General features: G+C 61.7%; 12 protein-coding genes. 6 read left to right on the plus strand and 6 right to left on the minus strand.

Annotated elements, in window-relative coordinates; genetic code table 11:
- Window positions 1-73: 73 nt before the first annotated feature.
- Window positions 74-664 carry a class I SAM-dependent methyltransferase gene (locus AC1D17_RS17675; protein WP_477566655.1) on the plus strand — a complete coding sequence of 197 codons (591 nt, stop codon included), beginning with the start codon at window positions 74-76 and terminating at the stop codon, window positions 662-664.
- 73 nt (window positions 665-737) lie between these two features.
- Here the strand turns inward: AC1D17_RS17675 and AC1D17_RS17680 are convergent, their stop codons facing one another.
- Together AC1D17_RS17680 and AC1D17_RS17685 are read right to left on the minus strand one after the other, a co-directional pair.
- Window positions 738-1961 carry an adenylate/guanylate cyclase domain-containing protein gene (locus tag AC1D17_RS17680; RefSeq protein WP_477566656.1) on the minus strand — a complete coding sequence of 408 codons (1224 nt, stop codon included), beginning with the start codon at window positions 1959-1961 and terminating at the stop codon, window positions 738-740.
- Window positions 1962-2147: 186 nt separating this feature from the next.
- Window positions 2148-3047 carry a LysR family transcriptional regulator gene (locus AC1D17_RS17685; protein ID WP_477566657.1) on the minus strand — a complete coding sequence of 300 codons (900 nt, stop codon included), beginning with the start codon at window positions 3045-3047 and terminating at the stop codon, window positions 2148-2150.
- Window positions 3048-3169: 122 nt separating this feature from the next.
- Between AC1D17_RS17685 and AC1D17_RS17690 the strand changes: the two genes are divergently transcribed.
- The 4 genes from AC1D17_RS17690 (at window position 3170) to AC1D17_RS17705 (ending at window position 9774) form a co-directional block, all read left to right on the plus strand.
- Window positions 3170-3910: an SDR family oxidoreductase gene (locus AC1D17_RS17690; RefSeq protein WP_477566658.1), complete on the plus strand. Its 741-nt coding sequence runs from the start codon at window positions 3170-3172 to the stop codon at window positions 3908-3910.
- A 111-nt stretch (window positions 3911-4021) separates the two neighbouring features.
- Window positions 4022-4924 (plus strand): SDR family oxidoreductase, encoded by a 903-nt coding sequence (locus AC1D17_RS17695; RefSeq protein ID WP_477566659.1) that lies wholly within the window; start codon window positions 4022-4024, stop codon window positions 4922-4924.
- A 513-nt stretch (window positions 4925-5437) separates the two neighbouring features.
- Window positions 5438-6604, plus strand: coding sequence for an efflux RND transporter periplasmic adaptor subunit (locus tag AC1D17_RS17700; RefSeq protein WP_477566660.1), 1167 nt, complete (start codon window positions 5438-5440; stop codon window positions 6602-6604).
- Window positions 6601-9774 (plus strand): efflux RND transporter permease subunit, encoded by a 3174-nt coding sequence (locus tag AC1D17_RS17705; RefSeq protein ID WP_477566661.1) that lies wholly within the window; start codon window positions 6601-6603, stop codon window positions 9772-9774. Before AC1D17_RS17700 ends, AC1D17_RS17705 begins: the two co-directional genes overlap by 4 nt.
- A 235-nt stretch (window positions 9775-10009) precedes the next feature.
- On the opposite strand, the gene AC1D17_RS17710 is transcribed toward AC1D17_RS17705, so the two are convergent.
- From AC1D17_RS17710 to AC1D17_RS17720, 3 genes are all read right to left on the minus strand, one after another.
- Complete coding sequence (locus AC1D17_RS17710) at window positions 10010-10423, minus strand: type II toxin-antitoxin system VapC family toxin (RefSeq protein WP_477566662.1); 414 nt, start codon at window positions 10421-10423, stop codon at window positions 10010-10012.
- Window positions 10420-10653, minus strand: coding sequence for an AbrB/MazE/SpoVT family DNA-binding domain-containing protein (locus AC1D17_RS17715; RefSeq protein WP_477566663.1), 234 nt, complete (start codon window positions 10651-10653; stop codon window positions 10420-10422). Before AC1D17_RS17715 ends, AC1D17_RS17710 begins: the two co-directional genes overlap by 4 nt.
- Window positions 10654-10788: 135 nt before the next feature.
- Window positions 10789-11361: a TetR/AcrR family transcriptional regulator gene (locus AC1D17_RS17720; RefSeq protein ID WP_477566664.1), complete on the minus strand. Its 573-nt coding sequence runs from the start codon at window positions 11359-11361 to the stop codon at window positions 10789-10791.
- 116 nt (window positions 11362-11477) lie between these two features.
- Between AC1D17_RS17720 and AC1D17_RS17725 the strand changes: the two genes are divergently transcribed.
- Entirely contained in the window at window positions 11478-12686 is a 1209-nt protein-coding gene (locus tag AC1D17_RS17725; RefSeq protein ID WP_477566665.1) for an MFS transporter, read from the plus strand.
- Here AC1D17_RS17725 and AC1D17_RS17730 read toward each other — a convergent pair whose 3' ends face one another.
- Entirely contained in the window at window positions 12687-14300 is a 1614-nt protein-coding gene (locus AC1D17_RS17730) for a 5-guanidino-2-oxopentanoate decarboxylase (RefSeq protein ID WP_477566666.1), read from the minus strand. It abuts the gene before it with no gap.
- Window positions 14301-14334: the final 34 nt, after the last annotated feature.

Raw genomic sequence — 14334 nt, forward strand, 5'->3', positions numbered from 1 at the left:
TTTTGACATTGTCGATCATCTTCAGTATTTTCAATATAAACAATGGTTTATGATGAACTTCTGAAAGAACACAATGTCTCACGATCCTGAAACCCTGCGCTTTTACGGGGCGGAAGCGACCAAATATACCTCAAGGAGCCAGGAGCCGAGCCGGCAGCGGATCGAGATTTTCCTTTCGCATTTGCAGCCGGGCGCGACCGTTCTTGAACTCGGATGCGGCGGCGGACAGGACAGCGAATTCATGATCGCAAGAGGGTTTGACGTCCGCCCGACCGACGGCACCCCGGAGATTGCACACGCGGCCGAAACGCGTCTCGGGATTCCTGTCTCCACTTTATTGTTTGGCGATCTTGATGAGCATGGCACCTGCGACGGGATCTGGGCCAATGCCTGCCTGCTCCATGTCCCGAGAGCCGAACTGCCTGGAATCCTCGCTCGTATACACGCTGCGCTCAAGGCGGGCGGGGTTTTCTATGCCAGTTTCAAGGCTGGCGACGGTGAAGGCCGCGACCAATTCGACAGATATTACAACTATCCCTCCGAAAGCTGGCTGAGAGAAGCCTACGCTCCACTTGCTTGGGACGCTGTGCGGATCGAAGCCCAACCGGGAAGCGGTTACGACCGGAAACCAACCAATTGGCTCCACGTCCTGGCGACGAAATAGTCTTGCCATGCTGCGGCCGGGTGGACGCTATTTTCCCAGGCACCGCTGGACTTAGGCAGTAGATACACCCGACCTATTCGACTGCCGCCGTCTCCAGCGGCATCAGCGTAAACAGTTCCTGGGCGCGCTTGACGCCGCGCAGCGCGTAGCGGCCGATGGAGACCACTTCCGAATTGCGCAGCGGTGGCGCTGAAGCAACGAACTGCGATGACATGATCACGCTGCGGTCGACAAAACGGCACATCGAGGCGATGCGGCTGACCTCGTTGACGGCCGGGCCGATGACGGTGAAATCCAGCCGGTCGCTCGAGCCGATATTGCCGTAGAAGACATCGCCGATATGCAGCCCGAGATAGACTTCGGTGACGGGCCGGCCCTCCAGCAGACGCAGCTCGTTCAGGCCTTTCAGCTTAGCGCGCAAATTCTGCTCGGCAAGCAGCGCCCGGCCGCAGGCATCCTCGCGTTCCTCGGCCTTGAAGATCGCCAGCGTGCCGTCGCCGATCAGCTTCAGCACGTTGCCGCCGGCTTCGTGGATGGAGGAAATCACCGCGTCGGCATAGTCGTTGAGGAACGGAATGATCTCGTCCGGCGGCAGGTTGTCTGAGATGCGGGTATAGTTCTGCAGATCGGAGAACCACAGCACCGCAGAAATCCGCTCGGCCTTGCCGCGCGAAATGCGGCCTTCGAGCACCTGTTTGGCAGCGTCTTCTCCGAGATAGACCTCGGCAATGGTCCGCGAAATACGGGTCAGCGACCCCGACTTGATCGCCAATGCCAGCACCGGAACCAATTGTCGAAGCGCCGCCAGGTCTTCCTCGCGAAAACCCTCGGCGTGCATGGTCGTCCAGTGCGAATAAAAGCAGTCCATATCGCCGATATGACTGTCCTGCGCGAACCTATGGATCATCGCGACGTAGTCTTTGTGCCCGGCGGCCAGCATCACATCCAGCATGTAAAAATCAGCGGGATCACCGAACCCGAGGCGCCGGCGGATCTCGTTCTGATTGTTCTCGCGCAGATGAAAAAATGCCGAGCGTTCCCAGTTCTCAGCCGAAACGCCCTCATTGGTCGGTCCGTATTCGATTGCCGATTTCACCGGCTCCTGGCTGTCCCATTGGAAGGCCCGCCCTTCGTACACCGGATGCAGCGTATCGATCAGCGCAAGGCCGCGATCAAGCCGCATGCCGGCGGCGCGGGCGCGCTGGCAGAAGCCGTTGACGATGTCCATTTCGTCCGTGCCCTTCAGGCCCTGCTTCGTCAACCAGGCGGAAATCTCGCTGATATCGTTGGCGTTCATGTCGATTTTCCTGATTCCTGCGGACATTCACACGTCTAGCCCATAACCGATCGATCCGGAATCGATTTAAGGAACGGCGTGCCGGATTGACGCGCCCTGCGGGAAAGATATGCGAGAGGAGCCTCTGAAGTTGCCGCCGCATGTGGGTAAGCGGCGGCCAAAAGGCAAGGCTCAACCCGCTTCTTTTTATAGAGCGTCCTGCCGTGCGACAAATTCCCGCGACAGCCAGTCGATGAACACGCGCACACGCGGCGACAGCTGGCGGCTGCGGGGATAGAGCAGCGAGACCGGCGTGCGGCTGGGAGGATTGCCTGGCAGGATGGCGACCAGCATGCCGTTTCTGAGATCCTCCTCCAGCGAATAGCGCGGCGCCTGCATGATGCCAAGCCCGAGCCGTGCCGCCGCAGCCAGCGTGTCGRCACCGTTGACGGAAACCACCGTCGGCAGCGAAACAGTGCGAATGCCGCCTGCCACCGTGAATTCCAGCGGCAGCAGGCCGCCGATGGCTGTCGACCAGAAGCCGATCATCTGGTGCCCGCTGAGATCGTCAATGCTTTGCGGCAGGCCGAAGCGGGCGATGTATCCCGGCGAGACGCACGTCACTTCCTCCAGAAGAGCGACGCGCCGGGCGATCATGTCGCTGTCCTGCAGGTCGCCGGCACGCAGCACGCAATCTATCCCTTCGCGGATCAGATCGACGAGCCTGTCTCCCTCGCTCATATATATCTGGATGTCCGGATATTCCTGCAGAAAAGCCGGCAGTCCGGGCAGAACGAAATGCCGCGCCAGCTTGCCGTGGACGTCGATGCGCAGCAAACCTTTCGGCTTGGCTCCGGCAAAAGCGCCCTCGGCATCCTCGATGTCGGACAGGATGGTGAGACAGCGCCGGTAGTATGCCTCGCCGTCGAGCGTCGGGCTGACATGCCGGGTCGTGCGCTGGAGAAGGCGCACCCCGAGCCGCGCTTCCAGCTGCTTGACCGCATCCGTCACGGTGGAGCGCGGAAGGCCGGTGTCTTCGGCGGCCAGCGTAAAGCTGCGCCGCTCCACCACGCGCGAAAACACCCGCATCGCTTCAAATCTGTCCATCGGGAATTGTTCGCCATTTTCGAATAGTGATGCCGGACAATGGCTGATTATCCGCCGGATGAAAAGCGGCATCTTCTCCTCACCGAAACGCGCCGTGGCGCAGATCACCAAGGAGAACGACAATGTCCAATGACAACAATAGGGTAGCAATCGTCACCGGCGCGTCGCGCGGCATTGGTGCCGCCGTCGCCGAACGTCTCGCCAAGGATGGCTTCACCGTCGTCATCAACTATTCCGGCGACGCCGCTCCGGCCGGGGCGCTGGCCCGCAAAATCGAAGACCAAGGCGGCCGCGCACTGACCGCAAAAGCCGATGTCAGCGACGCGCTAGCCGTGGGTCAGATGTTCGACGCGGCGGAGGCCGCCTTCGGCGGGGTCGATGTGCTCGTCAACAATGCCGGCATCATGACGCTCTCTTCCCTCGCCGAAAGCACCGACGCCCTGTTCGACCGCCAGATCGCCATCAACCTGAAGGGTACGTTCAACACGCTGCGGGAAGCGGCAAGGCGCCTACGCAACGGCGGCCGGATCGTCAATTTCTCGACCAGCGTCGTCGGCCTGAAGCTCGAAAATTACGGTGTCTATGCCGCCACCAAGGCCGCCGTCGAAACACTGACCGCCATCCTGTCGAAGGAACTGCGCGGCCGCTCGATCACCGTCAATGCGGTGGCGCCCGGCCCGACGGCCACCGACCTCTTCCTCAACGGCAAGAGCGACGAGCTGATCGCCCGCATGTCGAAGATGAACCCGCTGGAACGCCTCGGCACGCCGGAAGATATCGCCTCAGCCGTCGCCTTCCTTACCGGCCCCGACGGTTCCTGGATCAACGGCCAGGTCCTTCGCGCCAATGGCGGCATGATCTGAGCATCACGAACCGGAGCGGCGGCGCGCAATTTCCGCCGCATGGCCCGGCAACCCAACTTCAACGCATCTTAGCAGCCTTAACCGCACTGATCTTTCAGAAGGAACAGGACAATGATCAAGCAAGTAATCGTCGTCACCGGGGCTTCTAGCGGCTTCGGCGCCATGACCGCTCGGGCGCTCGCAATCGCCGGGCACACCGTCTATGCAGGCATGCGCGCCACCGAAACACGCAACGTCAAAGCGGTAGCCGATGCTGCAGCCTTCGCCGCCGAGCACAAAGTCGATCTGCGTGCCGTCGAACTTGATGTCGCCTCCGACACCTCCGTCGAAACCGGTATCGCCAGGATCATCACCGATACCGGCCGTCTCGATGTCATCATGCACAATGCCGGCCACATGTCGTTCGGCCCGGCCGAAGCCTTCACGCCTGAACAGTTTGCCGAACTCTATGACATCAACGTGCTGTCCACGCAGCGGGTAAACCGCGCCGCGCTCCCCTACCTGCGCAAACAGGGCAAGGGCCTGGTCGTCTGGATCTCCTCTTCCTCGACCCGCGGCGGCACGCCGCCCTATCTGTCACCCTATTTCGCCGCCAAGGCCGCGATGGACTCGCTTGCCGTCTCCTATGCCGCCGAACTCACCCTTTGGGGCATCGAAACCTCGATCGTCGTTCCCGGTGCCTTCACCAAAGGCACCAACCATTTCGCTCATTCCGGTTCTCCGGCTGACCAGGTCCGTGCCGCCGAATACAATGACGGTCCCTACAAGGGCGTTCCGGAAAAGGCGCTGCAGGGCCTCGCCGCCCTGGAGCCGGCCGACGCCGATCCGGCCTCCGTTGCCGCAGCCATCGTCGATATCGTCAACAGGCCCTTCGGCACCCGGCCGTTCCGCGTCCATATCGACCCGTCGCAGGATGGCGCCGAGATCGTCAACGGCGTCGCCGACCGTGTCCGGGCCGAAATGTTCCGCAATATTGGCCTGGCGGACCTCCTGAAGCCCATCTGCAACACCTGACTGTCGCATGGCCGGTTCTGCGAATGATCGATGAACCGGCTTTCACCCCCACCATGGATACCGAGGAGAAGACCATGACCTCCGAAGCCAAAGCGGCTCTCGCCCCGACCTCAATGCGAGGACTTTAAATCACGGTGTCTCTCTCCAGCCGCGACGCCTTGCCTCACGAGCTGATTTCGCGCCTGCCAACTGAAGCAAAAACTTAAATGCCCTGCGCGTGCCGGATCGCGCCTTTTCCGTGGTGACACCATATCCGAATAATGTAATCTGCCCCTGACAAAATGCAGCGCATGCTTGATATGGTCACGGCCGCAAAGGCTGGGCCGGCGCCGGGCAGAGCGTACACAGACTTGAAATATTTACAGATTTCGTACTGCCGCAGCTTGGTCAAACCCCTGTCTCGACTGCCCGTCCTCACTTGAAGTCCGGCAAGGTCCGACCACATTCAAACTCCGTCAATTAAACCCGCTGGCGCGCGGGATGGCGTGTTTCGTGCACTTTAGGGGCTTACACATGGTACGACACTGGATACGACACCGGTTTGTTCCGGCAATCTTGCTTTTCTCGACAGTCCTGAGCGCAAACGTGTCATTGGCACAGGAACAACCAAAGGCCGCAGTCACCGTGGCCAAGCCCGTCGTCCGGGATGTCGTCGACAAGGACGAATTCATCGGCCGCTTCGAGGCCGTCGACGAAGTGACGTTGCGCGCGCGTGTCGGCGGCTATCTCGACCAGGTCAATTTCAAGGATGGCGCGATGGTCAACAAGGGCGATCCGCTCTTCGTCATCGACCAGCGCCCCTTCAAGACCGCACTCGACGTTGCCACCTCCTCGTTGGAAGTCGCGAAATCCACCCTGACTTTTGCGCAGGCGGAATTCACGCGAACGGAATCTCTGGTGCAAAAGGGAACGGTTGCGATATCCACCCTGGACGATCGCCGCCGCGAACTGCTTTCGGCGCAAGCCAATGTCCGCGGCAGCGAAGCGAGCCTCGCCCGCGCCAAGCTCGATATGGAATACACCACCATCTTTGCCCCGCTGAGTGGCCGGATCGACCGGCGCCTGATCTCGGCCGGCAACCTTGTGCAGGCCGATCAGACGGCGTTGACGACGATCGTTTCGCTCGATCCGATCGACTTCTATTTCGACGTCGATGAGCGGCGCCTGCTGAACTACGCTCGCGTCGCCCGCGAGCACGGCAGTAACCTGCAGGAAGGCGGCGGGTCGCTCGAGGTCTTCGTGACCATCGCCGACAGCACCGAGAAACCGTTCAAGGGCAAACTTGATTTCGCCGAAAACCGTGTGGATCAGGAAACCGGCACGATGCGCGTGCGCGCCCGCTTCGACAATCCGAATTTCGTCCTGCAGCCCGGCCTGTTCGGCCGTGTCGAGGTCAGCGCTTCCAATGTCTACAAGGGCATTCTTGTCCCCGACGAGGCCATCGGCTCCGATCAGGACCAGCGGGTTGTCTATGTTGTTGCGAAGGACGGCAGCTTCTCGACCAAACCGGTGCGCCTTGGACCGAAACTCTACGGCTACCGCGTCATTCGCGAGGGCCTGACGGGTGATGAAACGCTTGTCGTCAATGGCCTGACGCGACTGAGGCCCGGCGTGATCGTCGATCCACAGCTTGTTGTCCTGCCGCCTGAAGCCGCTGCGACGACGGAGAACGGCCAATGAAATTTGCCCATTTCTTCGTGGACAGGCCGATCTTCGCGTCGGTCCTGTCGATCGTGCTTTTGATCGTCGGCGGCATCGCCTATTTCCAGCTGCCGGTTGCGCAGTATCCCGAAATCGCCCCGCCGACGATCGTCATCCGTACCGCCTATCCCGGCGCCGATGCCGAGACGATCGCCGACACGGTTTCGACCCCGCTCGAACAGGAAATCAACGGCGTCGAGGACATGCTCTATATGTCCTCCTACTCGACCGCCGACGGTTCGATGGCGCTGACTGTTACCTTCAAGCTCGGCACCAATCTCGACAAGGCGCAGGTGCTCGTCCAGAACCGCGTCTCGATCGCCGAACCGCGCCTGCCGGAAGAAGTCCGCCGCATCGGCATCACGACCGCGAAAAGCTCGCCCGATCTGATGATGGTCGTGCATCTGCTCTCGCCGAACGACCGCTACGACCAGCTTTATGTCTCCAACTATGCCCGCAGCCGCGCCCGCGATCGGCTGGTGCGGCTTGAGGGCGTCGGTGACGTCATCCTGTTCGGCGAGCGCGAATATGCGCTGCGCATCTGGCTCGACCCGGAAAAGCTCGCCTCCTACGGCATGACGTCGGGCGATGTGGTGCAATCGCTGCGCGACCAGAACGTCCAGGTCTCCGGCGGCTCGATCGGCGGACCGCCGAACGCGGGCACCAACGCCTTCCAGTATACCGTGACCACTGAAGGCCGCTTCAGCGATGCCCGGCAGTTCCGCTATGTCATCGTCAAGGCGACGGCAAGCGGCCGCCTGGTGCAATTGCAGGATGTCGCGCGCATCGAACTCGGTGCCAAGGACTACGTGACCAACAGCTATCTGAACGGCAAGGCCGCGGTCGCCATGGGCATCTTCTCGCGGCCGGGCACCAATGCGCTCGAGGCTGCGGAACAGATCAAGGCGACCATGGAAACCCTGAAGAAGGATTTCCCGCCCGGCCTCGAATACACCATCGTTTACAATCCGACCGAATTCATCTCCGAATCGATCAACGAGGTCTACAAGACCATCCTCGAGGCGGCCATTCTGGTTGCCATCGTCGTGCTTGTCTTCCTGCAATCCTGGCGCACCGCCCTGATCCCGATCATCGCCATTCCTGTGTCGCTGATCGGCACCTTCGCGTTGCTGTTCGCCTTCGGCTTCTCGCTCAACATGCTGACGCTGTTCGGGCTGGTGCTGGCAATCGGCATCGTGGTGGATGATGCGATCGTCGTGGTGGAGAATGTCGAGCGAAACCTGGCCAAGGGAATGACGCCCAAACAGGCGGCGCATATGACGATGGATGAGGTCGGCACTGCCGTCATCGCCATCTCGCTGGTGCTGATCGCCGTATTTGTGCCGACCGCCTTTATTCCCGGCATATCGGGGCAGTTCTACCTGCAGTTCGCGGTGACAATCTCGGTGGCGACGGCGATTTCCGCGTTGAACTCGCTGACCCTTTCGCCGGCGCTGGCAGCTTTGATCCTGCGCCCGCACCGGGAACACCAAGAAAGCCGTAACCCGTTCACGCGTGCCGCAAAGGGCCTTGCCAACGGCTTCAACGCCGGTTTCGACCGGATGACCCATGGATATTCCTGGGCCGTCCATCACCTCGTCTCGACGAGGGCAGCACTTGGCGCCAGCCTGATTGTCTTTTTCGGATTGCTGGCGGGCACCTGGTACATGGCGCAGATTGTGCCGCGCGGCTTCGTGCCGACGATGGACCAGGGCTATGCGATCGTCGTCGTGCAACTGCCCGACGGCGCCTCGCTTTCCCGTACCGATGCGGTCATCCAGAAGGCAACCGAAATCATCCGCAAGGTGCCCGGCGTCAAGGATGCCGTCGCCTTCGCCGGTTTCAACGGTGCGACCTTCACCAATGCTTCGAATTCCGGCGTCATCTTCACACCGTTCGAGTCCTTTGAGGAGCGTCTGAAACACGGCCAGAGCGCCAATCAGATCATCGGCCAGCTTTACGGCACGATGCAGAGCATCCAGGAAGCCTTCATCATCGCCGTGCCGCCGCCGTCGATCCGCGGCATCGGCAATTCCGGTGGCTTCAAGATGCAGATCGTCGATCGCGAAAGCTCCGACATGCGCCGGGCTCTGGGCCTCGCCTATCAGATGATGGGTGCCGCCAACCAGACGGAAGGCCTGACCGGCGTGTTCACCACCTTCTCGGCCTCCAGCCCGCAATACTTCCTGGCGATCGACCGCGACAAGGCGCGGGCGCTGAGCGTGCCGATCCCCAGCATCTTCGAGACGCTGTCGATCAACCTGGGCACATCCTATGTCAACGATTTCAACGCGTTCGGCCGGGTCTATCAGGTGCGGGCGCAGGCCGACCAGCAATACCGGCTGGAGCGGGAGGACATTCTCGACCTGAAGGTCCGTTCCGCCACCGGCGCACTGGTTCCGCTCGGCACCCTCGTCGATATCCGCGACACCACCGGCCCCTCGCTCGTCCAGCGCTACAACATGTACGTCTCGGTGCCGCTCCAGGGCAACCCGGCGCCCGGTGTTTCGACCGGCACCGCACTCGACAAGATGGAAGACCTCGCAGCGAAGATCCTGCCGCCTGGCACCTCGTTCGAGTGGACGGACCTTGCTTTCCAGGAGCGCAACACCGGCAATACGGCGATCTTCATCTTCGCTCTTTCGGTGATTTTCGTCTTCCTGGCGCTATCGGCCCAATATGAAAGCTGGATCCTGCCGCTGGCGATCATCCTCGTCGTGCCGATGGCCGTGCTTGCGGCTCTGGTCGGCGTGCATCTGAGGGGTCAGGACAATAACATCCTGACCCAGATCGGTCTGATCGTCCTCATCGGCCTTGCGGCGAAGAACGCCATCCTGATCGTCGAATTCGCCCGCCAGGCGCAGGACGATGGAATGAACCCGGTCAATGCCGCCATCGAGGCCAGCCGTCTTCGCCTGCGGCCGATCCTGATGACCGCCTTCGCCTTCATTCTCGGCGTCGTGCCGCTGATGATCGCCACGGGCCCCGGCGCTGAAATGCGCCAATCGCTCGGCACCGCCGTCTTCTCGGGCATGCTCGGCGTGACGTTCCTCGGCCTCTTCCTGACCCCGGTCTTCTACGTCGCCCTGAGATCGGTCGGCTACAAGCCAAAGGAAAAGCCCATTCCACCGGAATCCGGCATGATCTGACGAGCAGCGGGGGAAAACCGGCTGGCCCTTCTGTTTGTTGGCAGCCCCAGATTTAAGGATTCAGAGGTCTGGGGCGGATGGCCGCCGTTTTTGGCAGCCATCCTCGCCCTTGTGGCGGGGATCCAGTGCGTTCAAGTCCTTGAACGCAAACGACCCTTTTCACGGCGCAGCCGCACCGTGGCTGGCCCCCCAGGACAAGCCCGGGGATGAGGGAGGAAAGTTTTAACCCCAACAGTCAGCCAGGCTGCCGGTCCGGCATGATCAACGTCACCGTCGGATAATACGTGCGGTATCGCGCCGTATCCCTCGTCAACAGGTCCAGCCGGGCGACGGCAGCATGCGCACCGATGAAGAAGTCCGGCAAAACGCCGGTGCGCGAGCCGCCCGCCTTGCGATACTTCTGGAACACCTTGCCAGCCAGAAAAAGCGCCGGCCGCGGCATCATGGCAATTTCGATCCCGGCATCTGCGAGAAAAGCGTCCAGCCGCTCGATCCGCTCGTAGCGCACCGCAAGTTCGGCATAGACGACATCATTGATCAGGAGCGGCCCGCGCAACGCCGCGGCTTCCAGTTGTTCGATCGACCAGTCCGCAAAAGCCGGGTCGTCCGTCACCACGTCGAGCAGAACATTGGTATCGACCAGCGTCACTCGTCACCGCGCGTCAGCGCCATGATGGCATCGGTGCTCAATCCTTTTCCGGCATGGCCGCGCAGCTTGCTGAAGCGGCTGACAGGCCGTTTTTCGTCTGCCCGCGTCAAAACCACAGTGCCGTCCGCTGCACGCTGAAAATCCACCCGTGTCCCGGGGACGATGCCGAGAAAGTCCCGCACCGGCTTTGGAATGGTCACCTGGCCTTTCGTCGTCACTGTCGCGCTCATCTCACACCTCGGTAAGGAATGTTTCCATGAAGGTATTACTTTACGCGATCGACTTCAAGAACCGAGTGCTCCACCCGCCAAAAATCGGACATCAGCGGCTGGACGACTTGACGATGCGCGCGATCGTCAGCGCATTCAAGTCGCGCGCCGCGCCGGCAGCATGCGCTCGACGAGTGACAGGACCTTCGCGGAAGTCGGCGGCGCCTGGTCGAAAAGGATTCTGTACATGATCGGCGCAACAACCTCGTCGATCACGGCTTCCACATCAGGAAACACCTCGCCGCGGTCGCGCGCGCGGTCAGCCATCGCCTGCAATTGTTCGCGAGTGTAGCCGCAGCATTTTCCGGCGTTGCGTGTGTCCGCACCAACGCTGGAGAGAACGTCGCGGATCATCGCCCGGCCCGGCCCAGAGGCCATCTCGTCGGCATATTGCTCGGCCCATTGCTCGAGGTCCGTGCGCGCCGACCCGGTATCCTTCGGCGGCGCATCCGGACGCAGGCGCTCGACCGCCACGTCGGCCAGCAGTTCTTGCAGGTCGCCCCAGCGCCGGTAGATGGTCGAGGGTGTAACGCCGGCCTCGGTCGCGATCAGCGGAATGGTCACGTCGTTGCGGTCCATCTTCGACAGGAGGTCGCGCACCGCCTTGTGCACTGACGCCTGTACCCTGGCGCTACGCCCACCCGGCCTGATATTTTCCCGTATGTTCATCGAACCCGTATCCGCTTTCCGTCCATCGCAAACCACTAAAGCAAATAATTTGCTTTTAGTTGAATTTCGCACTACAAGAGCTAACGCAACATTTTAGCCTTTAGGACCATAGCGCGATGTCGAGCAAAAGTGAACATTTTTCCGGCGGCCCTTCACCCGCCAAGCGGCGCTGGGCTCTGAGCTTTCACGCGACGACCCTGATCACGTTCCTCGCTGCATCCGCAGCACCGACGCCACTCTATCATCTCTATCAGGAGAGCTGGAACTTCTCGCCCATCCTCCTGACTTTCATCTTCAGCGTCTATGCGTTCAGCCTGCTGACGACGCTTCTGATCGTCGGCTCGCTGTCCGATCATATCGGCCGCCGCCCTGTCATTTTCGTCGCTATCCTTCTGCAGGCTGCAGCCATGCTGCTGTTCATGCTGGCCGACAGCCCCTCTTGGCTCATCGCCGCCCGCGTCGTCCAGGGCATTGCCACAGGTGCCGCCAGCGGCGCCGTCGGCGCCGCACTTGTCGACGTCAACAAGACGACAGGTCCGATCGTCAACAGCATTTCGCCACTCCTCGGCATGGCGGCCGGTGCCTTGGGCGCCGGTACATTGGTTCAGTTCGCGCCCGATCCGATGCGTCTCGTCTATCTCATCCTTTTCGCCGCCCTGCTCTTGCAGTCCGCTTTCATCTGGAGCGTTCCCGAAACCGCCGAGACAAAAGCCGGAGCGCTCGCATCGCTGCGGCCGCATGCCGGCGTTCCGCCGCAAGTCCGCCCCTCGCTGATAACAATCACGCCGATCAACATCGCGGGCTGGTCGCTCGGCGGCTTCTACCTCTCGCTAATGCCCTCGGTCGTCGGCGCTGCAACAGGCAGCCATTCACCGATGATCGGCGGCCTAACGGTAGCGGCGCTGACCGTGAGCGGTGCGCTCGCTGTCTTCCTGCGACGGCAGAAGCCGGCCACCAGCAACCTGACGCTTGGCGTCTTTTCCATGGTGACCGGCCTGCTGATCGTCACAGTCGGCACGCATTCCGGTCTGGTTGCACTCCTGTTTTCCGGCACGATCATAACGGGCGTCGGCTTTGGCTCCTGCTTTCTCGGTGCCGTCAGCACGATCATGCCGCTTGCCAAGCCGGAGGAACGCGCCGGACTGCTCTCAGCCTATTACATCCAGAGCTATCTCGCCTTCAGCATTCCCGCCATCTGCGCCGGTTTCCTGTCGCGTGCCGTGGGGCTTGCCATGACCGCGGATATTTATGTCCTTGCAATTGTCCTGCTGATGACCGGCGGTTATGCCGTCATGTCGTTCGTCCGGTCGCAGCCGGCGGACTGATCACCGTTTCCCGCCTGCCGCCTGTGCGCGAACATCGTCGCCGAAAACCAGCATTGTCGCCACGTTGCGTGCCTGCGCCGCCTCCAGTGCCGGCTTCAACCTGTCATAGCTTTCCAACCGTTCGGCATGCCAGCCATAGGCCCGGCCGATGGCGATAAAATCCGGTGTGTGCAGGTCGACGCCGAGCGGCGGAATGTTTTTCGACACCATGTAGGACTTGATCTCGCCATAGCCGCCATTGTCGTGCAGCATCAGGATCACCGGCGCCTTCGCCTCCATCGCCGAGGCGAGCTCGGCCAGCGAAAACTGCACGCCGCCGTCGCCGGCAAGCACCACCACCGGACGTTCCGGCCGCCCGACCTTCGCGCCAATACCGGCCGGCAGCCCGTAGCCGAGCGTGCCGTATCCGGTCGCCGAGTTGAAATAGGATCCGGGCGATGCCGCCTCATAGGCCGTGTTGCCGGCATAGACGAGTTGTGTCGAATCCCCGGCAATCAGCACGTCCGGCAGCGTATCGCGGATCGTTTCGAGGATGATGAGATCGTCCAGCATGGCGGATGATACGTCCCGGTGCACGAGCGTTTCCACTTCCGCCGCCCGCGCCGCACCGTCCCGTGAAGCCGTTGATACCGAGTTTAGCAGGCTGGCCGCGCAACGCGCCGCATCGCCGACGATGCCGATCTCCGGCAGGCGCGTCCGCACCAGTTGAGCCGGATCGATATCGATACGAATGAAGGAGCCGGGAATGGAAWAGAACCCGTCCTCGTAAAAGTCGTAGTCGGTCGGCCCGAGTTCCGTGCCGATCCYCAGCACGACGTCGGCAGCCTCGATCAGCGACCGCGTCGCCTTGATACTGGCGGAAAGATTGACGGCCAGCGTGTGTCCCGGCGGCAGGATGCCCCGCCCGTTGGTGGTCATCACGACAGGCGCATCGAGCCTTTCTGCCAGCGCCCGGATTTCCAGGGCCGCACCGATCGCGCCGCCGCCGGCAAGGATCACCGGCATCTTGGCCGTATCGAGCAGCGCCGCCGCCGCCTTCAATGCGTCAGGATCTCCAACCGGCCGCGTCAGGCGAACTGGTTTTTCGGGAACCGCCAGATGATCCGCCGATGCCAGCATGACGTTGATCGGCAGCTCGATATGCACCGGTCGCGGCCGGGCGCTGTCGAAGATGGCAAAGGCGCGCGCCAAGGCCGGCGCCAAGTCCTCCGGCCGATTGACGGTGCAGCTGAAGGCCGACACGCCGCTTACCAGCGCCTGCTGGTTGGGCAGTTCGTGCAGCCAGCCTTCGCCCGATCCCATGCGGCCATGCGCGTTGACGGTCGAGATCACCAGCATCGGAATGCTGTCGCCATAGGCCTGGCCCATCGCCGTGACGATATTGGTCATGCCGGGTCCGGAGATGATGAAGCAGACACCCGGCTTGCCGGTGGCGCGCGCGTAGCCGTCGGCCATGAAACCTGCCCCCTGCTCGTGGCGCGGCGTCACATGGCGGATATCGCTGCCAGCCAGACCGCGATAGAGCTCGACCGTATGGACGCCGGGAATACCGAAGACGGTATCGACGCCATAGGATGTGAGCAATTTCGTCAGATACATACCGGTGCTGATCACGGGGGTGTCCTCTCGTTTTCGTTTCTTGTTGTTA

The sequence above is a fragment of the Pararhizobium sp. P1_E7 genome (assembly GCF_056405855.1).